This window comes from Corynebacterium rouxii, assembly GCF_902702935.1.
GTDB lineage: Bacteria > Actinomycetota > Actinomycetes > Mycobacteriales > Mycobacteriaceae > Corynebacterium > Corynebacterium rouxii.
The window spans coordinates 1,687,747-1,713,185 of sequence record NZ_LR738855.1 but is presented as its reverse complement, the minus strand read 5'-3'; the positions used below and the strand labels follow the sequence as shown (position 1 = coordinate 1,713,185).

25 protein-coding genes and 1 other RNA gene are annotated in these 25,439 nt (G+C 52.5%); 20 read left to right on the top strand and 6 right to left on the bottom strand.

Translation table 11 applies throughout. The features are described from left to right. Positions 1-22 precede the first annotated feature (22 nt). The 9 genes from cobC (at position 23) to CIP100161_RS08420 (ending at position 6,952) form a co-directional block, all read left to right on the top strand. Complete coding sequence (gene cobC / locus CIP100161_RS08455) at positions 23-1,054, top strand: Rv2231c family pyridoxal phosphate-dependent protein CobC (protein WP_155873564.1); 1,032 nt, start codon at positions 23-25, stop codon at positions 1,052-1,054. Further along, positions 1,051-2,187: a Nif3-like dinuclear metal center hexameric protein gene (locus CIP100161_RS08450; protein ID WP_155873562.1), complete on the top strand. Its 1,137-nt coding sequence runs from the start codon at positions 1,051-1,053 to the stop codon at positions 2,185-2,187. The genes cobC and CIP100161_RS08450 overlap by 4 nt, the downstream gene beginning before the upstream one ends. 79 nt (positions 2,188-2,266) lie before the next feature. Then, the gene (locus tag CIP100161_RS08445; RefSeq protein WP_155873560.1) at positions 2,267-2,983 is read left to right on the top strand and encodes a zinc ribbon domain-containing protein; all 717 of its coding nucleotides are present in this window, start codon (positions 2,267-2,269) and stop codon (positions 2,981-2,983) included. Further along, on the top strand, positions 2,983-4,116 hold the full coding sequence (locus CIP100161_RS08440) for a bifunctional RNase H/acid phosphatase (protein WP_155873558.1): 1,134 nt from the start codon (positions 2,983-2,985) through the stop codon (positions 4,114-4,116). Before CIP100161_RS08445 ends, CIP100161_RS08440 begins: the two co-directional genes overlap by 1 nt. Before the next feature lie 94 nt (positions 4,117-4,210). After that, the gene (locus tag CIP100161_RS08435; protein ID WP_155873556.1) at positions 4,211-4,618 is read left to right on the top strand and encodes a hypothetical protein; all 408 of its coding nucleotides are present in this window, start codon (positions 4,211-4,213) and stop codon (positions 4,616-4,618) included. Positions 4,619-4,657: 39 nt separating this feature from the next. Next, an RNA gene (gene rnpB / locus CIP100161_RS08430) (RNase P RNA component class A) lies at positions 4,658-5,080 on the top strand. 19 nt (positions 5,081-5,099) lie between these two features. Further along, positions 5,100-5,390: a DUF1648 domain-containing protein gene (locus CIP100161_RS12185; RefSeq protein WP_332068167.1), complete on the top strand. Its 291-nt coding sequence runs from the start codon at positions 5,100-5,102 to the stop codon at positions 5,388-5,390. Continuing rightward, positions 5,291-5,548: a hypothetical protein gene (locus CIP100161_RS12180; protein WP_232053208.1), complete on the top strand. Its 258-nt coding sequence runs from the start codon at positions 5,291-5,293 to the stop codon at positions 5,546-5,548. Before CIP100161_RS12185 ends, CIP100161_RS12180 begins: the two co-directional genes overlap by 100 nt. Positions 5,549-5,569: 21 nt before the next feature. Then, positions 5,570-6,952 (top strand): RNB domain-containing ribonuclease, encoded by a 1,383-nt coding sequence (locus tag CIP100161_RS08420; protein WP_155873554.1) that lies wholly within the window; start codon positions 5,570-5,572, stop codon positions 6,950-6,952. A gap of 4 nt (positions 6,953-6,956) precedes the next feature. Here CIP100161_RS08420 and CIP100161_RS08415 read toward each other — a convergent pair whose 3' ends face one another. Beyond that, positions 6,957-8,189: a galactokinase family protein gene (locus tag CIP100161_RS08415; RefSeq protein ID WP_155873552.1), complete on the bottom strand. Its 1,233-nt coding sequence runs from the start codon at positions 8,187-8,189 to the stop codon at positions 6,957-6,959. Between the two features lie 167 nt (positions 8,190-8,356). Between CIP100161_RS08415 and CIP100161_RS08410 the strand changes: the two genes are divergently transcribed. Then, a complete protein-coding gene (locus CIP100161_RS08410) occupies positions 8,357-8,548 on the top strand; it encodes a hypothetical protein (RefSeq protein WP_155873550.1) in 192 nt (63 codons plus the stop codon). Positions 8,549-8,557: 9 nt separating this feature from the next. Here CIP100161_RS08410 and CIP100161_RS08405 read toward each other — a convergent pair whose 3' ends face one another. After that, the gene (locus tag CIP100161_RS08405; RefSeq protein WP_155873548.1) at positions 8,558-10,153 is read right to left on the bottom strand and encodes a CYTH and CHAD domain-containing protein; all 1,596 of its coding nucleotides are present in this window, start codon (positions 10,151-10,153) and stop codon (positions 8,558-8,560) included. A gap of 142 nt (positions 10,154-10,295) precedes the next feature. Here CIP100161_RS08405 and CIP100161_RS08400 point away from each other — a divergent pair, with 142 nt between their 5' ends. From CIP100161_RS08400 to CIP100161_RS08385, 4 genes are all read left to right on the top strand, one after another. Beyond that, the gene (locus tag CIP100161_RS08400; protein ID WP_155874567.1) at positions 10,296-11,636 is read left to right on the top strand and encodes a glutamine synthetase family protein; all 1,341 of its coding nucleotides are present in this window, start codon (positions 10,296-10,298) and stop codon (positions 11,634-11,636) included. Positions 11,637-11,686: 50 nt separating this feature from the next. Next, the gene (locus CIP100161_RS08395) at positions 11,687-14,857 is read left to right on the top strand and encodes a bifunctional [glutamine synthetase] adenylyltransferase/[glutamine synthetase]-adenylyl-L-tyrosine phosphorylase (RefSeq protein ID WP_155873546.1); all 3,171 of its coding nucleotides are present in this window, start codon (positions 11,687-11,689) and stop codon (positions 14,855-14,857) included. 135 nt (positions 14,858-14,992) lie between these two features. Then, the gene (locus CIP100161_RS08390; protein ID WP_155873544.1) at positions 14,993-15,640 is read left to right on the top strand and encodes a biliverdin-producing heme oxygenase; all 648 of its coding nucleotides are present in this window, start codon (positions 14,993-14,995) and stop codon (positions 15,638-15,640) included. A gap of 72 nt (positions 15,641-15,712) precedes the next feature. Next, positions 15,713-15,982: a hypothetical protein gene (locus CIP100161_RS08385; protein ID WP_155873542.1), complete on the top strand. Its 270-nt coding sequence runs from the start codon at positions 15,713-15,715 to the stop codon at positions 15,980-15,982. On the opposite strand, the gene CIP100161_RS08380 is transcribed toward CIP100161_RS08385, so the two are convergent. After that, positions 15,979-16,773, bottom strand: coding sequence for a sortase family protein (locus CIP100161_RS08380; protein WP_155873540.1), 795 nt, complete (start codon positions 16,771-16,773; stop codon positions 15,979-15,981). The genes CIP100161_RS08385 and CIP100161_RS08380 overlap by 4 nt on opposite strands. A 170-nt stretch (positions 16,774-16,943) precedes the next feature. On the opposite strand from CIP100161_RS08380, the gene thrC reads away from it, so the two are divergent. From thrC to CIP100161_RS08365, 3 genes are all read left to right on the top strand, one after another. Then, complete coding sequence (gene thrC, locus CIP100161_RS08375) at positions 16,944-18,389, top strand: threonine synthase (protein WP_155873538.1); 1,446 nt, start codon at positions 16,944-16,946, stop codon at positions 18,387-18,389. A 96-nt stretch (positions 18,390-18,485) separates the two neighbouring features. Next, a complete protein-coding gene (locus CIP100161_RS08370; protein WP_166443162.1) occupies positions 18,486-18,632 on the top strand; it encodes a hypothetical protein in 147 nt (48 codons plus the stop codon). A 28-nt stretch (positions 18,633-18,660) separates the two neighbouring features. Next, positions 18,661-19,197 carry an NUDIX hydrolase gene (locus tag CIP100161_RS08365; protein WP_155873536.1) on the top strand — a complete coding sequence of 179 codons (537 nt, stop codon included), beginning with the start codon at positions 18,661-18,663 and terminating at the stop codon, positions 19,195-19,197. 3 nt (positions 19,198-19,200) lie between these two features. Here the strand turns inward: CIP100161_RS08365 and CIP100161_RS08360 are convergent, their stop codons facing one another. Beyond that, complete coding sequence (locus tag CIP100161_RS08360) at positions 19,201-20,460, bottom strand: MFS transporter (RefSeq protein WP_155873534.1); 1,260 nt, start codon at positions 20,458-20,460, stop codon at positions 19,201-19,203. A gap of 21 nt (positions 20,461-20,481) precedes the next feature. Next, complete coding sequence (locus CIP100161_RS08355; RefSeq protein ID WP_155873532.1) at positions 20,482-21,165, bottom strand: GntR family transcriptional regulator; 684 nt, start codon at positions 21,163-21,165, stop codon at positions 20,482-20,484. A gap of 131 nt (positions 21,166-21,296) precedes the next feature. On the opposite strand from CIP100161_RS08355, the gene CIP100161_RS08350 reads away from it, so the two are divergent. Together CIP100161_RS08350 and CIP100161_RS08345 are read left to right on the top strand one after the other, a co-directional pair. Continuing rightward, positions 21,297-22,649: a Na+/H+ antiporter family protein gene (locus CIP100161_RS08350; protein WP_155873530.1), complete on the top strand. Its 1,353-nt coding sequence runs from the start codon at positions 21,297-21,299 to the stop codon at positions 22,647-22,649. A 112-nt stretch (positions 22,650-22,761) separates the two neighbouring features. Next, the gene (locus CIP100161_RS08345; RefSeq protein WP_155873528.1) at positions 22,762-22,971 is read left to right on the top strand and encodes a CsbD family protein; all 210 of its coding nucleotides are present in this window, start codon (positions 22,762-22,764) and stop codon (positions 22,969-22,971) included. A 73-nt stretch (positions 22,972-23,044) separates the two neighbouring features. Here CIP100161_RS08345 and CIP100161_RS08340 read toward each other — a convergent pair whose 3' ends face one another. Then, a complete protein-coding gene (locus CIP100161_RS08340; RefSeq protein WP_155874566.1) occupies positions 23,045-24,067 on the bottom strand; it encodes a PTS sugar transporter subunit IIC in 1,023 nt (340 codons plus the stop codon). 227 nt (positions 24,068-24,294) lie between these two features. Between CIP100161_RS08340 and CIP100161_RS08335 the strand changes: the two genes are divergently transcribed. Continuing rightward, the gene (locus CIP100161_RS08335) at positions 24,295-25,167 is read left to right on the top strand and encodes a hypothetical protein (protein ID WP_155873526.1); all 873 of its coding nucleotides are present in this window, start codon (positions 24,295-24,297) and stop codon (positions 25,165-25,167) included. The last annotated feature ends 272 nt before the right edge of the window (positions 25,168-25,439 follow it).

The window sequence follows — 25,439 nt, the reverse complement described above, 5'->3', positions numbered from 1 at the left end:
GTCTCCCACTAAAATCAACGCAGTGTCACTTTCTAGGATTCACGGCGACGACGACGCCTTTGGAGCCCGTCTTGACTTTGCTGTCAACGTCACCGAAACCCAACCACCCGCATGGCTTGTCCAGCGTCTCCAAACTGCAGTAACTGAGCTCGCCGCCTATCCGCATTCCAGTGATCTAGCAGCAGCGACCGCTACGATTGCCCAGTATCACGGAGTGGGTGAAGACCACGTACTCGTACTGTCGGGAGTATCAGAAGGCTTTGCCATGCTGCCGCAATTAAAACCTGAAAACGCGGTAATTATCCATCCAGGTTTTAGCGAACCAGACATCGTCTTAACCGACGCCCACGTCCCCGTTCATCGCTGCATCTTGGCGCCCCCATTTGAGCTTTCCCCTGAAAATATCCCCGACAACGCAGACCTCGTGGTTATCGGTAACCCCACTAACCCCACAGGAGTAGTGCACAGCAAAGAACTACTTGCTCAATTATGTGCACCAGGGCGCACCGTGGTTATCGACGAAGCCTTCCTCGACATCGTCGGTGAACAGTACTCTATGATCGACCAGCTTGACGCAGTGGAAGGCGAACTCATCATCTTCCGTAGCCTGACAAAAACCTGGTCAATCGCGGGGCTTCGAGTAGGTTATGGCATTGCCCGTCCGGAAACACTTGCGCGCTTAAACACGTATCGACGTCACTGGCCCATGGGTACATTGCAACTCCAAGCAATCGACGCAGTCTTTGATACCGGCATCACCGAGTTACCAACGCGCCGGGCAGAGGTAATTGCTCAGCGCACAGAAATGATGGCGATGCTGGCTCAGCGAGGTTTCCAGTGCATGAGCAATTCACAAGCACCGTACATTTTGGTACGACCACCTAGCATGCAACCGGAAGAGCTACGAATGGCGTTAAAAGCTCAAGGAATCGCTGTTCGGCGTTGTGATACTTTCCCAGGACTCGATTTTTCCTATTGGCGTCTTGCTGTGCGCCCCCAAGACCAAGTACAACGGCTAGTAGCCGCAATCGACACAATTATCGGAGAACAATGACCACAGTTGCAGATGTACGAAAAGTAATGGATAACGCATATCCACCGCACCTAGCAGAATCGTGGGATGCGGTAGGACTTATCTGCGGTGATCCCAGTGCACAAGTATCCAAGGTGATGCTTGCACTCGACTGCACCCAAGACGTTGCGGACAAAGCAGTAGAGATAGGTGCCGACATGTTGATCGTGCATCACCCTTTGCTGTTGCGCGGTGTCAGCTCTGTTGCAGCTGACACACCTAAAGGCAAAGTTATTCATACGCTGATTACTGGCGGAGTGGCGCTGTTTGCTGCACACACCAATGCCGATTCTGCACGTCCTGGTGTTAATGACAAGCTAGCTGAGCTCGTGGGGATTACCCCAGGTCGACCTGTTAAACCCATTCTCAAAGGGCTTGATAAATGGGGAATTTATGTGCCGGAATCTGCTGTGCAGCGCGTAAAAGATGCGGTGTTTGAGGTAGGGGCAGGCGCTATTGGGGATTATTCCCAGTGCAGTTTTGAGTGGAAAGGAACTGGGCAATTTCTTCCCAACCAAGATGCAGAACCTGCCGTTGGGCAGTGCGGACAACTCGAACGCACGGAGGAACTACGCGTGGAGTTTGTTGCACCAGCACGCCTACGAAGCAAGCTTATCGACGCTATCCGCACTGCTCATCCCTATGAAGAACCAGCATTTGATGTGGTGAGTATGCAGCCTACTCAAGATCTCGACACAGCTGAAGGGCTCGGTCGTGTAGGGTTCTTGCCTGAGCCAATGCGTTTTGGTGATTTTGTGCAGCAGGTGGCCAATGCGCTTCCGGAGACATCATGGGGTATCAGGGCTGCGGGCGATCCCGAGCAGATGGTGCAAACGGTTGCAGTGTCTTCTGGCTCTGGCGATTCTTTTCTCGATGCGGTAGCAGCGTTGGGTGTTGACGTCTATGTCACATCCGATCTACGCCACCATCCTGCTGATGAGTCGCGACGTGCGCATGGTCCGTTGCTTATCGATACTGCGCACTGGGCGAGCGAGTTCCCGTGGACTTATCAAGTTCAAGAACTTCTTGCTCACGAGTTTGCGCAGCTCGATGTCGAAGTTGCTACTCTTCGCACGGATCCATGGAATATTTCTACGCATCCGCAACTTCGTTAAACCACGTGGGTGGGACTAGTATGCAACAGGAAAACTCAACAATGAGGCCCGCACGATTACGTGAAGATGAGGAAGTCTGATGAAGCTGGATCGCCACCTACAACCCCTTTTGCTGGAGCTTGCAACGCTCACGCGGGCCGAGAACTCGGGGGTAGCTCCCAAGGTCAGCGATGAGCGCAAGGAGCTCGATCGACTGCTTGTAGAGCAAGAGGGTAATCGACGTGCGCTTACAGCAGCCAACGTTGCCGTTGATGACATGGAGCTTGAGATCCGTCGTGTTCAAGAAGACGAGCGCAAATTGCGGCGTCGTGAAGCAGAAGGTAAGCGCCAGCTCACCGCGGAAGTGGATGAAGAAAAACGACGCGACATCAAGCACGACATTTATGCTGCTAAGTCGCGTATTGCGGATCTCATGAGCGAATTGCAAGAAGCGCACAATGAGATCCATGCGTTGCGTAACAACCGCGATCTTAACCAGCAACGTGTCGCTGATACTGAGGTGCTTATCGACAAAGCCCGTGCTGCCGTGGATGCCTTGGGCGAGGATACTACCGCCGTTGATCGACATGAGCGCATTGAAGCTCTTCGCTTGGAATTGCCAAGCGACGTGGTAGCTCAATTTGATGAACAGCGCGATGAAAACGAAGTTGGCGTAGCCTCGTTTAATAACCGCAGCTGTGGTGGGTGCTTTATCATCTTGCCGCCGGCAGATATTGCCATTATTCGACGTGCACCGATGAACCTGTTGCCACAATGCCCAGACTGCGGAAGCTACTTGGTACGTCAAGGAGATTAATGAAGGTCATTATCGAGGCAGACGGCGGTTCCCGAGGAAACCCCGGAATCGCTGGATCTGGCACGCTTATCTACAATGCCGATCGCTCCCAAGTTCTTAAGGAATACGCTTACGTTGTGGGTAAAGCCACTAATAACGTAGCGGAGTATCACGGTCTACTTAATGGGTTGCGTGGAGCAGCGGAGCTCGGAGCCACCGAAGTAGCAGTGCGGATGGATTCCAAGCTGGTGGTTGAGCAAATGTCGGGGCGTTGGAAGATCAAGCACCCAGACATGAAAGAGCTGGCGCTGGAATGTAAAAAGATCGCTTCCTCGATAGGCTCCGTAAGCTATGAGTGGATTCCGCGTAGCGAGAATTCTCGTGCGGACGCTCTTGCTAATGAGGCTATGGATGCTCTTGCTGAGGGTGCCGAGGTTGGTTTCCTTGATAAAGAAGAACCTGTGGCGGAGAGCTCTCCCGAAGAAAAGACCGTTGAAACCGGAACATCTCCTGCGGTGTGGAATGGTGCGACCACGCAGGCGACGCGATTCGTTTTGCTTCGCCACGGTCAAACGGCGATGTCGGCGGCTCGCCAATATAGCGGCAGAAGTAACCCCGAGCTCACCAGCGTTGGCCTTGAACAGGCGCGTCGGGCTGCGGCGTTTATCGGCCATCGTGGTGGAATCGATGCGATCGTGGCGTCGCCTTTGCAACGCTGCCAGCAGACCGCGCATGAAGTCTCTCAACAATTGGGTGGTATGCCAGTGCGTACTGTTGATGGCCTGATTGAAATGGATTTTGGTCAGTGGGATGGACTGTCGTTTTCTCAAGCGCACGAGACTGATCCAGAACTTCATAGTGCGTGGTTAGATGATCCGCGGACCGCACCACCTGGTGGAGAATCTTTACAGCAGGTGCACCGTAGGGTGAAGAAAGTTCGTGAAGAATTAGAACGCGAATATGCTGGTAAAACCATTGTAGTAGTCAGTCATGTGACGCCGATTAAATCCATTTTGCGTCAAGCCTTGGACGCCTCGGCCTCGATGTTTCATCGTATGCATTTGGATTTGGCGTCGATTTCGGTCGCTGAGTTTTATTCCGATGGACCGACATGCGTGCGAAGTGTGAACGATACGCATTATCTCTACGGGTAGGCGATAAAAAAGAACTCAACCATGTTGACAAGTCAACATGGTTGAGTATTATGGCAACCAACCAACTTCCTAGAAAACGTGAAAGGTTGTCATCATGGCTGACAACAAGATTGCAAGCATGTTCCTTCGAGGCATTGCGGGTGCCTTTATTCTCAACACCGGCATTGGCAAGATGAATTTGCCAAAAGAAGGCGCAGAATACATCCACGGTATGGCAGTCAGCGGTATCCCTGCTGTAAAAAACATCGATCCACAGCTGTTCGCCAAGGTTATTTCTGCTTCCGAGATTGGCATTGGCGCCTCATTGCTCCTTCCAGTCGTTCCCAACAAACTAGCTGGATTAATGTTGGGCACCTTCTCCTCGGGTCTGTTGAGCATGTACTTCGGCGAAGAATCCAACACGGAAAAAGATGGCATTCGTCCGTCGCAAAGCGGTCTGCCGCTAGCTAAGGATTCGTGGCTGTTTGCTATCGCTGGCGCCCTGCTCACAATGAAGAAGTAGCGCCTAAGCGTGCGATGGGGGTAGAGTAAACCGCGCGAATGAGCCGGCTGGGCGATCGCGACTTTGCGTACCACATGCGATGAACATGATGGCGCAAGGACGAGGAAAGTCCGGACTCCACAGAGCGCGGTGATTGTTAACAACAACCCGGGGTGACCCGCGGGCAAGTGCAACAGAAAGTAAACCGCCTAGGATTTTCTAGGTAAGGGTGAAACGGTGCGGTAAGAGCGCACCAGCGAGGTAGGCGACTATCTCGGCTAGGTAAACCCCACTGGGAGCAAGGCATTAGGGCGTACCGTTGCTACAACGGTATGTCTGCACGAACGCTTGAAGGCTGCTCGCCTGAGTTCGTGGGTAGCTGCTTGAGGCGGCCAGCGATGGTTTCGTCCAGATGGATGATCGCCGCTGATCTCCGCTTGTCGGGGGTGAGTACAGAATCCGGCTTATAGGCTGGCTCATTCGTTTTTATACTCTGGGGGACATGGCAGCAACGTTGATAACCCTCATCGTTATCAGTATTGCTATTGGCAGATACGGCTTTGTGTCAGATCCCATGCCGGTTCATTTCGGAGCCAACGGGCAACCTGATGGATTTCAGCCTAAATCATGGGGATCGTATCTCTTGGTTTTCGCTGTTCCGGGAGTACTGCTTCTTGGCATTCAATGGGGGATATGGCATTTCAGCGTTATGGTGCAGGGCAAACGTTACGCGATAAGTCCTCTCGAGAAGTGGCGCTACCGTGGGTGCGGGCTTTCCTCCTTGTCGTATTGACCACTGTCTTTTGTGCTCTCTTGGCATCGATGTCTTTTCAGTACTATGCCGCTTGGCTTTTCGTTTTTGTCATGGCAGTTGCGGTGCTGGGCAGCATCGCCATGGCTGCACTATTTTCTCCAGGCATCCTTATAGTGCTTCTGGTGTGGCTGAACTAGATTTCGTGGCAAAATGGTGAAATGAAACTCTATGCGCACCCCTTGGATTTCTCCACTATCGCCGAAGAATTTCATATCAGTACTGAATTTCCCAGTGATGTGATTTCTGTAGCCCGCGAACTCGACGATCAATTCGCGGGTCAACGCATCGACATGCGCGACTACGAGTTTGTCACCATCGATCCTGCCGGTTCCATGGATCTGGATCAGGCAGTAGTGATCACGAACCGTAACGATGGCTACACCGTCTATTATGCGATTGCTGACGTTGCTGCTTTCGTAGAATTTGATGCACCTCGCGCGGTGGCAGACGAATCCTTGCGTAGAGGACAAACAATTTATCTTCCCGATAAGCCTGCTCGGCTGCACCCTGCCGAACTATCCGAAGACCGTGCGAGTTTGCTACCAGACTGCGACCGTCCAGCGGTCGTGTGGACGATCAATCTTGACCATGCCGGCGAAGTCGTAGGCGTTGAGGTTGCGCGCTGCCTTATCCACAGCGTGCAGCGATTGAACTATCAAGAAGTAGAACGCGGTATCGCTGCCGGTACGCTGCACCCCTCTATTGCGTTGCTTCCTGAGGTTGGTCGACTCCGTGCTGCTACGAAAAGCCGTGCGCAAGCGATCAATTTGCGAATGCCCAGCCAAACAGTGGAAATTCGAGACGGCGCAGCAGAACTCGATATCGAAGAGCGGCTGAGCAGTATGGACTACAACTCTGAGCTCTCGTTGCTTGCTGGAATGTGTGCTGCAGAAATGATGGTCGCCGCCGCAAATGGAGTATTGCGCACTCTTGATGCCCCTGAACAATCAGCTCTTGACGCCTTCCGCTCGGCTGCAGTTTCCTTGGGCTACCCAGCGGATTGTGATCTCAATGAGGTCGATATGAGCGAACCACGGTTCTTAGCACTCATGCGAGAGGCCCAAAAACTACTTCGTGGTGCAGACTACGAAATTGTGGGAGAAGGGCCAGCGCATCAACATGCCGGAGTAGGCGGCTACTACACACATGTCACCGCACCATTGCGGCGTTTGATCGACCGCTATGCCACCGAGATCTGTCTGTCGATTTCTAACAACACGCCCGTCCCAGAATGGGTAACCAGAAATCTTGATGCAGTTGTGCAAACCATGCGCTCCAGCAGCGTGACTGCTAGTACTGTGGATCGAGCATGCCTGGATCTTACAGAAGCAACTGTTTTGCAGCCATGGGTAGGACACAATTTTTCGGCGGTCGTGATCGATAGCAGCCAGAAAAATAATTCCTGCCGAGTTTTTATAGAAAACCCACCTGTGATCGCTGCATGCGTAGGCGCTGCGCCACGGGGAAAACAAGTCGACGTTACTGTGATCGAAGCAGATCCCAGTACCCGTAGCGTGCGGTGCGCATGGCCTGCAGACTAGGCTGCTAAATTATTTCGCCGTTGATGTCAGCGGCATGGCCGGATTGCAGTTCAACGACGTTGAGGCCGTCTGCCCGTAAATCCGCAGCAAAGTTTTCGGCATGGTGTAGCGGTACGATTGCAGCGACAGCACAACAAATTCCGGCCTCGGTGCTGCGGGCGCTGACTGCTCCGCGAGAAAGACAGAGCTGGCTAAGCATGGCATCGGTTGAGGTGATGGCATAGAGGCTTTCAAGATTGCGCTGTGATTCCGAAACGATGTCGAAGCAGGCCGCGTGGCGGCGCGATTTGATTGCTTGAGCTGCGTTGATTGCTGCTTGAGTTTCGGTTTCCATAAACTCCAACCAGTTGGCAGCTTCAGTGATCGTGGGAACATTGTCGGTTCCACAGACTTCATGAACCGCCTGAAGCCATTCGATGACGCGTTCTCGAGCTTCGGGAAGAGCGCGGAGGGAGTCAGCACCGAAGGCTTTTTCGGCCGCAGTGATAAATGTTTGTCGACGTTCCACTTCTGCGGTTTGTTCCGCGGTCACAGGAGGGATGACAACAAACGCCGCATAGTCTGATTGGGTATTGAGTGGGTGCGGGAAATGAGTGACCGAACCATCGGAATAATCAACAATGTTGAGGTCGCTTGCCAAACCACGAAGCGCGGAATCGAAGCGGGCACGTACGTGTGGCCTACCGGTTGCCGCTTGAGACGCTTGGAAACACACATCTGCAAACTTTGCTTTGATGGGGGCGGTATGAACATCCTCATAGTCATGAGCAAATGCCAATGCGGCAGCCATGATAAGAGCCTCTTGATCTCCCAAACCTGCATCTTCAGGAATCGCGTTGGTTACGGTTACATTAAAACCGTGGGTATCACGGGATAACAATTGGCGATGCACCATATAGTAAATCAGCACAGCCACAGTGAGCGCAGGGCTAGGATCACTTGGCGATTCCAAAGGTTCGTGATCACCGCTGAGGCTGTTTTGCCATTCGAAAACATCACTCAACGAGATAGTGGACTGCTGGACTGGCATGTCGGGATCGGCGCTGCAGTAATCTACCGCCACAATATCGTCTGCACGAGTGGTGGCCTCAACACGAGTACGCAACTGGGCAGTGCTCATCAATACAACGCCACCAGCATGATCGGTATGTTCACCAATCAACGGCCACGTCGCTGGAGCAGAAGCAGACACAGCGTGCTCGAGAACGTCGGCGTCGGTGTGTTGCCTCTTAAACATTGCGCGGGAGCTCCTTATAAAACGTGAACAAGATCTAAGCGCACAGATGTGCTGTGAATACTCTAGTGCTTTCAGCACTTCGGTGCGCACTGGGGTAGCGAGATACGACACAGTGCTGGCATTCTGGCAGAAAGAACTTACCATCACCACGTAGGAGGATATGCGCTATGTCCAACACAGATACCCAATGGTTTTTTAACATCGAAACCGGAGAAGTTGAACGAGGAAAAGCATCAAGCTTTAGCAATCGGATGGGCCCATACGCCTCCGCAGAAGAAGCCCGACATGCTCTCGACATAGCTGAAGCACGCAATAAAGCCGCAGATACGGAGGACGAAAAAGACGACGAGTGGGATTAAATCACCCGATCACTTCTTCTTTTTCTTGCCTTTCTTGAGCTGTTTACTGACTTTCTTTTGAAGGTTCTTATACTCTTGGTCCACTTCTTTGTAGCTTTTCTTAGCTGCACGCAGATGAACCAGAGCGCGTTGATACTCATATGAGTAGACGATGCCGAGCCCGAAGCTAGATACTCCACGTAGCTCGGCATTGCGTGCTGCCTTATGGATCATCACCCGAGACGTCGCAGTGTCTTGGAACTCACCGAGGTCTGTTTGTAGTTTTTTACAAGCGCGAACAAGTTTCTTTGTTGCTAATGGGGTAGAGGCGCCAATCGCCTCGATAGCATAGCGGAATTTTTTAACAGATTTACGCAGATCATGGAATGCTTCCTCGTATTCAGGCAAGGATTTTTCCACATCTTTGTAGCACGGAGCGGCCTTGGAATATCGGCGGTGCATTGTTGCATAAGCCTCATCAAGGCTGTCCACTAATGCAGGAAAACTCGAATCGGTGCTCTTGGTACAAGCGACTAGCGGAGGATGAGCTAGGAAGCTATCGACGTCGTTTAAAAGATCAAAATAGCGTTGATCATTGAGCGCTAAATTAATCCTGCGATGCGCTTTGGCATAGTCAGCATCTAAACCATGATGGAGGAAAGATCTCGTTGATTCATCCAATAACGAAGCAGCAAGATCATCGGCAATGAACCGGAATCGAGCTTGGACTACTTCGCAATCTCGCGCATTCCCAAGAACGGCTGCCAACTCTTTCAGTTTGGCTTCTAGATTTTCTGTGGAATGCGGAGCAAAAAACTCTCTAAAAGTGTGCAGATTACTGCGCAACTGGCGGGTTATCACACGCATTTGATGAACCGCATCGGGCTCATCACGACGAACACGGGGGTCCCATTGAATAAGCGCAGCACTATCACGTTGCAAAGAAGCCAGTACCGGGAATGCAGGGCTTGAAGAATCAACAACTGCAGGTTGAGGAGGCAACGGAGCATATAACGCCGAGTCTCCTAATGCACTTTGTAATTTGGAGCCGTTCTGCGGATCTGTCGCGCCTTGCGCACGAACCACCGAGTCGGCAGCCTCTAATAAACTATTTGCTTGGCCTAATTGTTGCGCACAAGCCGTAGCCTCGATTTCCCACTCACGCCACCGCTGCTCCGTACCCTTTTCCAGATACGAAACGGAATGCACGTGATCGTCGCAAAGCTCAAGAAGCACACGGCCTTCGGCGTCAGAAGCAAAAGAAAGATGCCGCTCATTATCCACGCGTGCCACCGCAATCAGTGGACTATTTCGTATAATCGCGCGGACCTCCTGTAACAACTCAGGCGGTACATCCTCGCTCAACGGAGCATGCGTTTCCCTCCGCCCCTGCGGAGTCGAAGCCTTAATATGCCAGCCTTCATCGTGACCACCGGTGCGGCGTCGTAACGCAATTTTGGCACGTGAAAGCCGCAAATCCTCCGTATCAAAATACGTAGCAGACAACCGAACAACTTCTGGCGTAGTCACTTCAGCGATACCCGGAACTGAACTTATATCCGGCGCCGCTGCCGTAGCGTCAACCGAGTATTTCGCTTCTACTTCCAACTGGCGCTGTAATCCCATGACATGAGTTCTACCAGTTTGTTATGACACGCGATAACAAAAATTGAAAATAACCACGCAACTCCCACCCAAAAGAACCTATATACTGCGAAAACAATGGAGCGACCGCACGATGTCACAAGCAGAAAGTATCGTAGGAGATATGAACTCCCAACAAGAATTCGTGCTACAAGAAATTGAAGAACGAGACGTCCGCTTTGTCCGACTTTGGTTCACAGACATCCTCGGGTTTCTCAAATCAGTAGCAGTCGCCCCCGCAGAGCTCGAATCAGCCTTTGAAGAAGGCATCGGGTTCGACGGCTCCGCGATCGAAGGATTCTCCCGAATCTCAGAAGCAGACACCATCGCGCTTCCTGATCCCTCCACCTTCCAAATGCTGCCGAGCCTCAACTCTGACCCCACGATGCGCTCGGCACGAATGTTCTGCGATATTCTCAACCCCGACGGCCAACCCTCCAACTCGGACCCACGACAAGTACTTCGCAAACAAGTACAACTCGCCGCTGACGAGGGATTCCACTGCGTCGTATCCCCAGAAATCGAATTTTTCCTCGTCCAAAATCTTCGCACGAACGGCCTGCCGCCAGTACCAACAGACAACGGCGGGTACTTCGATCAAGCAAGCCAAAACGACGCCCCCATGTTCCGTCGTGAAGCCATGCTTGCCCTAGACCGCATGGGAATCCCTGTGGAATTCTCCCACCACGAAACCGCGCCGGGACAGCAGGAGATCGACTTGCGGCACGCCGATGTTTTGACCATGGCGGACTCGATCATCACCTTTAAACATCTGATGAAACAAGTCGCTATCGACAACAACATTGGTGCAACCTTCATGCCCAAACCATTTAGAGATCACGCTGGATCCGCGATGCACACGCACATGTCCTTGTTCGAAGGTGACATCAATGCATTCCATGACCCAGACGATGAATACGGGCTGTCCGTGACCGCAAAACGATTCATCGCGGGCATTATTCACCACGCCAATGAGATCTCCGCTGTGACCAACCAGTGGACCAACTCCTACAAGCGCATCCTTTTTGGCAACGAAGCGCCAACTGCAGCAACATGGGGTGCCTCGAACCGGTCAGCACTCATTCGCGTTCCTACCTACCGGCTAGCCAAAGCAGAGTCGCGTCGCGTGGAAGTACGCTCACCTGATTCCGCCTGCAACCCATATTTGGCATTTTCTGTGTTGCTAGGCGCAGGTCTTAAAGGTATCCGCGAAGGCTATGAGATCCCAGACGCGGCCGAAGAAGACATCAGCTCCCTCACACGCCGCGAGCGCCTCGCCATGGGATACAAAGACCTACCAACCAGTCTGGATCAAGCGCTACGCGAAATGGAGCGCAGCGAATTAGTAGCCGATATTCTTGGCGAGCACGTCTTTGAATACTTCCTTCGTAACAAATGGCGCGAATGGCACGACTACCAACAGCAAATTACCCCATGGGAATTGCGCCATAACCTCGACAATTAATACATTGCCACGCTCGTTTTCATCGGTGACAAAACTCGGAGTACCACCACATGCGAAAAACACTTCCATCTATCGGAGCCTTGGGCTTTAGCAACGCCAACGCAGAAAAAGATCTGTGCTGGTTAGGGTGGCATTCCAATGATCCAGACAAAGCAGTCGACGCCCCAGAACAAGCCGTCGATATCCTGTGGCACCTCAGCGGAACTGCGGATCCGGACTTAGCACTAAACACCCTCATCCGATTGATGGAAGCATTGGGGGAACAACAGCAAGGGCAACTACATAATGCACTTCGCACTGACCCCGAGCTACGAGTAAAACTGTTTTCTCTCCTTGGAGCATCCTCGGCGCTGGGTGACCACATTGTGGCGCATCCGCATACATGGCCGGAATTGCAACGGCCGATGCCGACGAGGCAGGAGATGTTTCGGCTCATGCTCGGTTCCGTCGGTGCCGCACCTGCACGTTTCTCTGTAGAGTCCCAGCAACCGCAGGGCTCGGACTCAGATTCGGAATTTTCCTTTGGTGCTGATCTCAGTGCGGACGATACCGCGAACACTGATTTATCTACGCCTGGTACGTACCGTGCTGAACTTACTGGGGATCGTGCAGAAGTTGCACTAAAAACAACCTATCGCTCGTTGTTGCTGAGGATTGCAGCAGCTGATCTTGCCGGCACCTATCCTGAAGACATTCATCGCACCGGATTACCGGAGGTTCCATTTGTTACTGTGACCAAGGCGCTAGCTGATCTGGCTGATGCTGCGTTGACGGCGGCACTGGCCGTCGCCGTGGCGCATGTGTATCCAGAAGGTGAAGTGGACACGCATCTGGCCATCATGGCGATGGGTAAATGCGGTGCTCAGGAACTTAATTACATTTCGGATGTGGATGTCATCTTTGCTGCTGAGCCGGTAACTCCTAAAGCTATTCGGCTAGCGGGAGAGTTTATTCGCATTGGTTGTGCGTGTTTCTTCGAGGTCGATGCAGCGCTTCGCCCAGAAGGCAAGCATGGGGTGCTGGTACGCACTCTCGACTCGCATGTTGTGTATTACAAGAGATGGGCTGAAACATGGGAGTTTCAAGCCTTGCTCAAACACCGTCCCATGACCGGCTACATGCCGTTAGGTCAAGCGTATAGCGAGAAAATCCAGCCGATGGTGTGGGAAGCAAGCCAGCGTGAGTCTTTTGTAGACAACGTGCAGCGCATGCGGCGCCGGGTGTTGGAAAACGTTCCAGCCAAACTGAAAAACCTCGAACTTAAACTCGGCGAGGGAGGGCTGCGCGATGTGGAATTCGCAGTGCAGCTTCTGCAGCTTGTTCATGGGCGATCCGATGAATCCTTGCGTACGCTTTCGACGATTGACGCTCTTAACGCGCTTATTGAGGGCGGATACGTTGGACGCGAAGACGGTGCTGAGCTTATTCGTGCCTATGAGTTTCTTCGATTGCTGGAACACCGCTTGCAGCTGCAAAAGGTAAAGCGCACCCACACGATGCCGGAGGCAACGAAAACCAAGCAACTGCGTTGGCTGGCGCGAGCAGCAGGGTTTAAAACCTCCAAATTGGCGAGTGCTACCGATGAGATGAATGCGACGTTGAAAACTGCGCGCCTTCATATATCGAGCTTGCACCGAAAGCTGTTCTACCGGCCATTGCTCGATTCCGTCGTCAATATTTCGGTGGGAACCTTGAAGCTTTCGCCAGCAGCTGCAAAGCTTCAGCTCGCTGCGTTGGGCTATGTTTTCCCAGACCGTGCCATGGACCACCTTCATGCATTAGCGGCAGGCGGCAGCCGAAAGGCCAAAATTCAAGCGATGCTTTTGCCCACGCTTATGGAGTGGCTCTCTGAGACTGCAGAACCTGATGCGGGCCTTTTGAACTATCGCAAGCTTTCTGAGGCAGCCTATGATCGCAGGTGGTTTTTGCGGATGCTGCGCGATGAGGGAGTCGTCGGCCAGCGTCTCATGCGGATTTTGGGTAATTCTCCGTACACCGCCGATTTGATTATCTCCGCGCCGGATATTGTGAAACAGCTTGGCGACGGCGCCACGCGTCCGAAACTTCTAGAAACTTCCGAAGACCGCGTGACAAAATCTATCGTGGCAGCTGCGGCGCGTCACGATGATCCGGATGCTGCTATTGCAGTTGCTAGGTCCCTTCGTCGTGCCGAATTGGCACGAATCGCCAGTGCGGATTTGTTGCAAATGCTCAGCGTGCAACAAGTCTGCCGCCGACTATCGTATGTGTGGGATGCGGTATTGGAAGCCGGTTTGCAAGCCGAAATTCGAGCCGCGTTAATCGGCTCGACAGGGGATAAAAATTCGGTACCACCAGCGCGCATTGCTGTTATCGGTATGGGACGCTTAGGTGGTTCGGAACTCGGCTATGGTTCCGACGCTGATGTGATGTTCGTATGCGAACCAAACGAGGGCGTATCGGATGAAGCCGCGGTGAAATGGGCTATTGGAGTGTGTGATTCGATGCGATCGCGTCTTGCCAAGCCCAGCGGTGATCCGCCACTCGATGTGGATTTGGGATTGCGTCCCGAGGGGCGTTCGGGCGCGGTGGTGCGCACGCTCGAGTCCTATAAGCAGTACTACGAGCGCTGGGGCGAAGTGTGGGAAATTCAAGCGCTTTTACGGGCTGATTTTATCGCCGGTGATCCGGAACTTGGCGCTCGATTCCTCGAGATGATTGAGTCGCTGCGCTATCCCGAATCTGGTGTGAGTCAGAAGGTTATTAGGGAAGTCCGGCGGATGAAGGCGCGCGTCGATAACGAGCGGTTGCCGCGTGGTGCTGATCGCAATACCCATACCAAGCTTGGGCGTGGTGCGTTGACGGATGTTGAATGGACTGTTCAGTTACTGACCATGATGCATGCTCACGAGTTTCCGGATCTCCATAACCCGTCCACGTTGGACAGTCTCGATGTGATTGAAAAGCACGCTGTGATCGAACCGGAGAAAGTTGAGGTGTTACGCCAAGCGTGGCTGACGGCAACGCGGGCACGAAACGCCATTGTGCTGGTGCGTGGCAAACGCGTGGATCAGCTGCCGCAGCAGGGCACCCAACTTGCAGCGGTGGCGGGTGCGGCTGGTTGGGAACCTTCGGATTCGCAGCAGTACCTTGATCACTATTTGAAGGTCACTCGCCGTGCACGACAGGTTGTCGAGGAGGTGTTTTGGGGTGTCGATAGCATCGAGCATGACTATTCATAGTTGATTGGTTTGGTCGATCGCTTGAGGTGGGCAAGAATCAACCATCCGGTTGATGTGAGGGGAACCTAACCTAAGTAAGTTTTAGGGCATTGACAAGAACGCAGAAAGCGTCCACACGAAAGGTTTCCATCTTTTATGACTACCGCAACCGCAGGACTCGCCGTAGAACTCAAGCAGTCCACCGCGCAAGCTCACGAAAAAGCTGAGCACTCTACATTCATGAGCGATCTTTTGGAAGGTCGCCTGGGCGTAGCGGAATTTACTCGTCTGCAGGAGCAAGCATGGTTGTTCTACACGGCACTAGAGCAGGCGGCTGACGCTGTGCGGTCGAGCGGCTTTGCCGAGTCGCTCTTGGACCCAGCGCTTAATCGTGCCGATGTTCTCGCTCAAGATTTGGACAAGCTAAATGGTGGCAGCGAGTGGCGCTCACGCATCACAGCATCTCCAGCAGTAATTGATTACGTCAACCGGCTCGAAGAAATCCGCGACAATGTTGACGGCCCAGCACTGGTTGCTCACCACTACGTGCGCTATCTCGGGGATCTCTCGGGTGGGCAGGTTATCGCACGCATGATGCAGCGCCACTATGGTGTAGATCCGGAAGCGCTAGGCTTCTACCACTTTGAGGGAATCGATAAGCTCAAGGTATACAAGGACGAATACCGTGAAAAGCTCAATAACTTGGAGCTCAGTGACGAGCAGCGTGAGCATCTACTGGAAGAGGCCACCGATGCATTCGTTTTCAACCACCAAGTTTTCGCAGATTTGGGTAAAGGCCTGTAAATAATTCAGGGATTGCCCCGATGCGAGATTCCTAAGTTCCTCTCTAAGCTGGTGGACATTTACCAATAGCTTTTGAGAGGAGCTTTTAGCATGTCCATGAAACTAAGCCTTGACCTCAGTAACGCCACCGTCGGTGAGCTGTATGCATTCGCGACAGCCATTGAATCAACATCGACTGGTGCGGATACGCCGCTGACGTTGGAAGGAAGCGTACTGAGTGTCACCGCTAGTCGCTCGGTATCGGGACGTCGTCAAAGTAACGAGTCAACGACGAGCAGCGGTGGGGCAGAACAAACATTAACGTCGCTTATCGACGCCCTCATCGCGCGCCGCACCAACTAGATCAGTTGGCCGGTCACAATAACGTTGTATTCAAGGTCAACAGAACCATCGACCGAGCATGCGATTAAGACGAGGCGCCCTGGAATGGAATCGTCGACAAGCTCGGAGTCATCGATAGCCTCGTATTTGTTGACCAAGTAAGCACCTGTGACCTCCCATGCGCGGCCGTTGCCATCAGCGTCAGTCATAGTCACAACAGAGCCATCTAACACGCTTGTATGATAGCGGGTGACCTCGACTCCATCTACGCCATGCACAATCGTGGGGTTATCAAAATCCACATTCGAAGTAACAACTTCGGAGATTGGATTAAAAACCAAACGTTGCTGCCCCCACGCATGCCCTAATACATAGGTTGTGCCCTGCTCAGCCGTAGCAGGGGATTGGCCCCAACCATCTACCCAGCGCACCATCGTTGCCTGTGGGCCGGCAGGGTTAAGTGGGAGCTCGTAAGGCATTGAGTCATAGGAAGCGGCCTCGATATGAGCCGGTCCGGTCATAGAAAAAGTACCCAAACCGGCTGGGGATACCCCAGAATTTAAAGTTTTCAGGTCGCGGTAGGGGTCGGGCTTCTCAGTCTTTGCCACAGAGGTGGGCGCAGCGCTATTGGGAGGCTGGGATCTGGAAGAAGCCTGAGCATTTGAAGATCCACTAGCCGTCGAAGAATCGTCCAAGGAGCTTCTCAATGCGGCACCGCCTACCCAAAAACCTGCAATGACCAAGGCAATTGTGGCACACAGTGCCGCAATGGTGATGGCGTAACGACGGGGAAACGAAGACGGTTGCGGCATAAAACTTCCTACTATCCGATATGTAAGCCATAACGCTATCAAAAATGGTGTTCCGCGGCGCACTGAGTCTCTCTGCAGTCGAGAGCCAACGGTAATAAAACCTGCAGGATGGGGGTATATGTGGGCACAATTGTCGTGGTGTGCGCGGTGTCACCGCTAGGGTAGGAGAGATGAAATATATTTCAACGCGCGACGCATCATCAACACCTGCTTGTTTTACCGATATCTTGCTTAGTGGATTAGCTCCCGATGGCGGACTATATCTGCCCGAGCAATACCCACAGTTGACCCCAGAGCTGCTGGATCAGTGGCGCGTGTTGTTAGACGACAAGGGATATGCGGCACTCGCAGCTGAGGTATTAAAGCTATTTATCGACGACATCCCAGCTACGGATATTGAAAAGATCACCGCGCGGGCGTACACCACGCCAAAGTTTTCCGACGAGGACATCGTTCCAGTGACCAAGCTGGAAAATAACATTTACATCGGCCACCTTTCGGAGGGGCCCACTGCAGCCTTTAAAGATATGGCAATGCAGTTGCTCGGCGAACTATTTGAGTATGAGCTAGGTCGTCGAGGCGAATCCCTCAATATTCTCGGCGCCACCTCCGGTGATACCGGATCATCCGCGGAATACGCCATGCGTGGTCGTAAGGGTATTCGCGTCTTTATGCTTACCCCTGCGGGGCGCATGACCCCGTTCCAACAGGCGCAGATGTTTGGTCTAGACGATCCGAATATCTTTAATATCGCACTCGATGGTGTCTTTGATGACTGCCAAGATGTAGTGAAAGACGTATCGGCAGATCCAGATTTTAAGAAGAATTATCGTATCGGCGCAGTTAACTCCATTAACTGGGCGCGCCTCATGGCCCAAGTTGTGTACTACATTTCTTCGTGGCTTCGCGTCACCGATAGCAATGACCAAAAAGTGAGCTTCTGCGTGCCAACCGGAAACTTTGGTGATATCTGTGCAGGACATATTGCAAAACAGATGGGTCTTCCTATCGATCGCCTTATCGTTGCAACCAACGAAAATGACGTGCTCGATGAATTCTTCCGCACCGGCGATTACCGCGTGCGCAGCTCTGCAGATACCTACGAGACATCCTCACCATCGATGGATATTTCCCGTGCTTCTAACTTCGAACGCTTTGTATTTGATCTCCTCGGACGAGATGCCAACCGAGTAGCTGATCTATTTGGCACCCACGTCAAACAAGGTGGTTTCAGCTTGGCGCAGGACCCAGCCTTTGCGGAAGCTGCGAACCGCTACGGGTTCGTGTCTGGTAAATCTACTCACGCCGACCGTGTAGCAACCATCGCCGATTGCTACGAAAACCGCGGAATGATGATCGATCCGCACACCGCAGACGGAGTGAAAGTAGCACGCGATTGGGCTGTCGACATTGATTCTCCTATTGTGTGTCTCGAAACTGCTTTACCGGTGAAGTTCGCTGACACTATCTGTGAGGCCACCGGTCGCGAGCCGGAACTTCCTGAGCGATTTGCCAACATCATGGATGCGCAACGTCGTGTAACGGATCTCCCCAATGATGTAGCAGTGGTGAAAGATTTCATCGCTACCAGTATCGAAAATACAAAGAATGCGTAGTAGCGCTGCGCGCTAATGCGAAAATCCTCGCCCCCATCCCATGGTGTGACACACTCGTGGATGAAGCGAGGATTTTTCATAGCTAGACTGACAGCCATGGCACAAGAGCAATTTGCTGGTCCGGAATACTTCACTGACTTTGATCCCAAGGCGTTCGCCGAAAAGATCAAAAAAGAAGCAGCGATGCGGCAGAACAATGAAACAAACACCACTGACGATTCTGATGCTGCTCAGCACCAGTAACTTTTATCAATAAGGATTATTTTCAACGATGCCAACACCGGATTTTGTACTTCAGTTGCGCGAAAAAATCGGAAACGACCCACTGTTTTTACCAGGAGTTACCGCCGTTGTCATTAAAGATGTTCCAGAGGGAGCGCCGATTACCGCTGTTCCAGAAGTACTGCTTGTTAAGCGTGCCGATAATGGCGAATGGACGCCAGTGACCGGAATCGTCGATCCAGGCGAGCAACCACACAGTGCAGCTGTACGCGAAGTTAAGGAAGAAACTGGCCTTGATGTCACCGTGGAAGCGCTTCTTGGCGTAGGTGCCGTCGGACCAGTTACCTACCCCAACGGGGATGTTTCGCACTACATGGATACCGCAATGCGCTGCGTCGTCGTTGGTGACCACACCCCACGCGTCGGCGATGACGAAAACACTGAAGTTCGCTGGTTTTCCGTCATGCAAATGCCTCCGATGAAACCACGCTTTAGGTTGGTTGTTGGAGACGCCGTGGCCCAGTTGCGCCGACCAGAAGGCTTCCGGCCGCGCATGGGATACGAAAAACGAGAGCGTCGCCGTTAAATTCTAGGCATGCACCGCAATATGGCGAACGCCTGGCAGGTGGGCTCGCCACGCGGTGGTAACCGCAATCAAACATGCGAGAGCAAGCACAGTTCCCACTGAGAACAGCACTGTGTAGCTAAAGCACGCGTTTAGCGCCGCAAAGGCCATGGGGATGAAAAATCCTAGGTAGGCCACCGAGTAATACACAGCTGTCAGACCGGCAAGATCGTCTGCTTGCGCAATACGTTGCACCTCAGAAAGACCTGCAACAAGAGCTAGGCCATAGCCCATGCCCATGAGCATGGCCGAGAGAATCCCGATCCAAATGTTAAGGTCGGAGGCCGCAACGGCTCCAATAGCAACTCCGACAGTGATGATTGCCATTGCAACTACTGAGGCACGTGCAGATTCACGGGTATCAATCAGCTTGCCGATGACTTGAATTCCGGCACCGCAACCAAGAGTGAGAACCGTCATCAATCCCGAGAACGCGATAGGGGTATTACCGGCAGAGTTTGCAAGTAACTGGGGGAGAATCGCATAGGCTGCGCCCGCACAACCAAAAACCCAAGGCGCAACGGGGACAACTACGCGTAAGAATCGTTTGTGCGCAGCAGCGGGGATACGCAGATCTTGGAAGAAACGTCGAAAGCCAACTGTTTGCCACGTTGCCTTGACTGTTCCTAGCTCTGGAGCGTTGGTTTCTGGTGCCTTTAAGAGCCAAAAACCACTAAATACAGTCAGAATAATGTGCAGCACATAAGGTGTATGCGCAGGCGCTGGTGCCCACTGGGCAAGAATCGAAGCAACCCCAGCGCCGACTAAGAAACCACCGGTGAGGCAGAGTCCAGCGCGCCGGGGACCTGCTGAAGCGTCTGTGCCGCTGGCTGTGGAAAGTTCAGAGATCCATGTAGATCCCACGGCCATGACGAGGCCGAGGGCGATTCCGGAAAAGATGCGTCCTGCACCAATGACCACGGGGTGGTGCGGTGCCAAGGACATGAGGACGGATCCGAATAGTGAGATAGGAATTGCGGGTAGGAGAGTAGGGCGTCGACCGATAAGGTCTGATAGCGGTCCTGCTATAAGCAGGGCGGGGACGATACCGATCACATAGGCGCCGAGGAGTCCGTTGACCACGACTTGCTCGAAATGGCTGGTTGCGCGGTACATGACGAGCAAGGGGGTAAATTCGTTGCCTCCCCAAGCGATGGCGATCATTGTGGCTGCTACTGGGAACCAGTCGCGTGGATGCACGGCCGATTGCTGCTTTTGAGGCATAGCTCTTCTTACTGTGTGTCGTTAAAACTGATGTTGCGAAGTGGCAAGGTGTTCAGAAAGAACCTGTTGGTAGGCATCGCTATTGCCGTCGCGGATTGCCAGGATTAGTTGTTTATGGCCTTGGACAAACACTTGGGCGTTATCAGCGTTGCGGGTCACGATACGTGAGGTGATGCGTGCTTGTTTATCCCGCAGGCTGTTGTAGAGGTGCGCCAAGATTTCGTTACCAGCAGCTTTCATGATGTGCTGATGAAACTCTGCGTCGAAGTCGGTGTAGAGGTCGAGGCGTTCGCGACTTAAGGCCTCTTCTTGCTTTTCGATGGTGGTTTCTAGCGCAGCGACGATCGCCGTGCGTTGTGTGCTTGGCAGTTGCGCAACTTTCATGGCTGAGTGAGCCTCGATGAGGTAGCGGGACTCGTAAATGTCGCGGATGTCTTCTGCTCCGAGCGGCACGATCAAGGCGCCACGTTTTGGATAGAGACGCAAGAACCCTTCGGTTTCTAGTCTGAGAAATGCTTCACGTACAGGCGTGCGGCTCAAACTGAGTACTTTGCCTATGTCGCCTTCACTGATCATGTCATTGTCGCTGAGGTGGCCGTGAGTGATCTGCTGTTTTAGATAGAGATAGGCGCGCTCGGCGGCGGGCAACTCGGATGTGTCGTCCAAGAGTGCTGCGACATGAGGATCATGCTGTGAATACGACATAGATACAAGTTAGATCCAACATGGATCCTACGCAAGTGTTGATGATCAACTGGTGTTTTAATACGTACAGGGTACGGGGGTAATTTCTATCCAGCTATTAATAAATTGCGTAATAGCGTAATTTATTCGCTATGAATGCAGTGTTACTAGCGGTCGTTGTCATGCTGGTACTCGCGGTCTTGCGAGTTCACGTGGTCTTGGCCCTCTTTATCGGTGCCCTTGTGGGCGGTCTGACCAGTGGAATTGGCCTTGATGCAACGATGGTTGCTTTCCAAGAAGGCCTAGCTGGTGGTGCGAAAATTGCGCTTAGTTATGCCATGCTCGGTGCCTTTGCAATGGCGGTAGCAAGCTCGGGTTTGCCCAAGCTTTTAGCCGACTTCATTATGAAAAAAATTAGTGGTGAAGAACAAAGCGCAAGCAAAAAAGCTGTTGCTGTGACCAAGTGGTTGATGCTGCTAGGTATCCTCGCTATGAGTGTGATGAGTCAGAATCTCATTCCAGTCCATATCGCTTTCATTCCTCTTATTGTTCCCCCGTTGCTGAGTGTAATGAATAAGCTGCGGTTGGATCGTCGTTTAGTGACCTGTGTGCTTACCTTTGGTTTGGTTACTACCTACATGTGGATTCCGCTGGGATTTGGTTCAATCTTCCTCAACGAGATTTTGCTCGGTAACATCCGCAAGGCTGGAATGGACACAAGTGGTATCAACATCATGCAGGTCATGGCAATCCCAGCATTGGGTATGTTTGTTGGCCTTTTGATTGCCGTGTTCTTTAGCTATCGCAAGCCGCGCGACTATCGGACTATTGCCATTGTGGAGACTGATGGGGAAGAAAAGCCGGTTTCTCGATACAAGGTAATTGTTTCCCTGATCGCGATCTTTGCAACCTTTGCGGTCCAGGTCGTTATGCAGTCGCTCAATACTGAAGCAGATTCTTTGCTCATCGGTGCACTTACGGGCTTGGCGATCTTTATGCTCACTGGAGCAGTGAACTGGCGGGAAGCAGATGATGTGTTCAGCCAGGGAATGAAGATGATGGCCATGATCGGCTTCATTATGATTACGGCTCAAGGTTTCGCCTCGGTGATGAGTAAAACTGGCGAGGTTGAGTCGCTTGTCGACGCCTCCGCTGCCATGTTTGGTGAAAACAAAGCTGCTGGTGCTCTCGTGATGCTTTTGGTGGGTCTTGTGGTGACCATGGGCATTGGCTCTTCGTTTTCTACGCTCCCAATCATTGCAACGATTTATGTTCCACTGTGTGCGGCCATGGGATTCTCTCCAGCGGCAACGGTTGCCATTATTGGTGCCGCCGGCGCTTTGGGTGACGCGGGCTCCCCAGCTTCGGACTCCACGCTTGGTCCTACATCAGGTTTGAATGCGGACGGTCAGCATGACCACATTCGGGACTCGGTTATCCCGACGTTCCTTCACTTCAACCTTCCGCTCATTGCAGCTGGTTGGGTGGCAGCGATGGTTCTGTAACGACTATCTTGCGGGTTGATAACAATGTGTGCACATGGTGGCGGGCAACTTGAGGGCGACCTATGGTGGGAAGTGGTATTAATCCCACTACGCCTTAAGGAGGCACGTCACCATGAGTGATTTTGAGAACAAGATCGAAGAATTTGGCGGCAAAGCAAAAGAGGCAGTAGGAGAGGCTACTGAGAACGAGCACCTTGCCGACGAAGGCCGCGCCGATCAGACCAAAGCCGATATTAAGCAGGCTGTTAGCGATGCCGGCGATAAGATCAAGGGCGCTGCAGATAAAGTCCTTGGATCTTTCCAAAAAGATGAAGAGAACTAACGCTTAACGCATTAGTAAAAATAAAACCGAGACATTCCTTTGAGAGGGGATGTCTCGGTTTTGCTTTGTGAATCTATTCGAAATCGAGAGTGTAATTTTCTGAGCGCACGAGGCCCAGTGCTGAACAGAGCTTAAAAGAGGCAATGGACAACGCGATGGGGACGATGACGAACACTGCAACGATGATTGCAATATTGGCGGCAGACCAGCCCCACCCCTCGGCGTTCAGTGCAGCAAGGGGTCCCACAAGACCTGAAACGCCAAAACCTGCTGAGATTGGGGTTCCGGAGATTCCTAAAGCACCACCAATAGCCCCCAAGATCACGGATGTGAGAGCTAGCGGCAAAAAGTTGAGGGGCCGGCCCCAAATATTTGCCATGTGTACCTTTGGGGATCCTAGAACGGGTAGCAGGGAGGTAGCCATTCCGTTGGCTTTCCATCCTGCAATGGCTAATCCAAAACCTGCGGCAACAACGCCGAGATTGGCGGTTCCTGCTGCCACACCGGACATGTAAATTGCAGTAGCAATGCCTACTGTAGAGATCGGGGAGACAATTGCTAGACAGAACGCTAGTGAGAGTATGGCACCCATGGCGATGGGTTGGAATCCGGTAGCTCCGTTGATGACGTCGCCTAACCAGACGCTAAAAGCGCGCACGGCAGGATAGGTGACTACCCAGCCGATCGTTCCAGCAGTGATAACCACAATCGTCGACAGCAATAAAATGGTGTAGTTGCCAAGGCGTGGACCTACCCATAAAACCACAGCCACCGCAAGTGCTGCAGTAATGCCGGTGTTGATCACTAGCCCTGTTCCTTGGAGATGGAAACCGCCATCAGGGTCGACCGTCGCAACGCCGGAACCCAAGACAGCTGCAATGCCGACGCTCGCTGTCTGGATTGGGGTGAGTTTGAACTGCATACCCACGAGCACACCGATCAAAATGGGAAGCATGGACGACGACAGTGCGACCAATGTGATGACCGTTTTAAGCTGTGGCGCTATCGGCAAGAGTGCTTTGAGAAGTTCTCCTAGTAGAGCCTGGGGTACAAGAGCGACTACTACGGCAATGGAGATGCCGTTCAAGACTTTCATGATGAAGTCGCCGATGGAATTGTGGAGAGAACGGCCTGCTGCGTGTTCTGGATGGTCGATAGCGTCTGAAATGGCTTCGGGAGTGGAAGTCTGGTGAGGTGGCATAGAGTAAACTTTCGTGGATTAGATGAGGATCACAACATCCTACACTGTGGGATTTTATGTTGCACAGTATGGGATATCAATGCGGTGTGTGATCTAAGTCAACGAAGCGTACTATAAGATCCATGAAACGCAGAGTTCCTGCGAAGCTTAAGATCATTATCGCTTCTGCAGTGGGCATTGTCCTCGGTATATTTGGTGGCGCTATCGCATTCCCAGGTGCACCTGCAAAAATCGATGCCGTTACCCAACAATTCTCGATCACGTCCCACGATGGCGACATCGACCACGGGGAGATGCACAGTTTTACCCACGATAATGTGACAAGCAATTACCGAATCTACGACACGGGCTTGGACTACTCGCGAACCATTGGACTCGTGGTGCGCCTACATGGTGACGGCGAAGATGAGTTTGACGATCCTGGACAAGGGCTATCTTCTATGGCGGAGGTGGCACGTAGCCACAATATGATTCTCATCGCTCCACTAGACCCCTCTGCGGACAACGACCACGCATGGTGGAAGCCTTCGGAAGGCAAAACCAAATGGCTCAGAGCACTCATTGAACAACAATTAAGCGACCATCCCGACATTAACCAGCACAAAATCTGGTGGATGGGCTATTCCGGTGGCGCAGAATATCTAGCGCAAAAAGTTCTGCCGAAGCTAAGCCCCTTGGTTACTGGTGGCGCGGTCATGGTCAGCGGTGGTGAAACACCAGAATCACAGGTTATTCCTGAACTTCCGCATAAGCTACCGCTTTATTGGGTAGTAGGGCGTGACGACGTCCCCGAGGCGACACTGGAAAACTTCGACGCCGTTGGTGCCGCTCTCAAAGGCTACAGTGCTTACACCACGCAGGGATATACCCAGACGTCGTTTAGCTTGCTGCTTGGGCACGACCACTTTGATATGCCCGACAGTGACATTCTCGAAGCAGCTCTGAGCGGGACAATGGAGCAACTGGTGGCAGATACTGCCGTAGAAGAAGGATAAGAAAAGGGCGTGGCTCCGAAGCAATATCGGAACCACGCCCTAGACTCTTAAACGGGGAATTCGGACAACCTCCAAAACAGATTGTGACCTGGGGTTAAGGGGTGCGAAAATGCCCCGTGACCAGCCATTCCCCTGAAACTCAACTCGTTTTCCCGGGATTGACGTATCTGCTTTTACATAAGGGGCTAAAGGACATCAATTTTAACCACCATCAAAGGTCAAAAATCCCCGCCACCTTGACGATGAATGTGACGGGGTTGTTGGCGAAGATT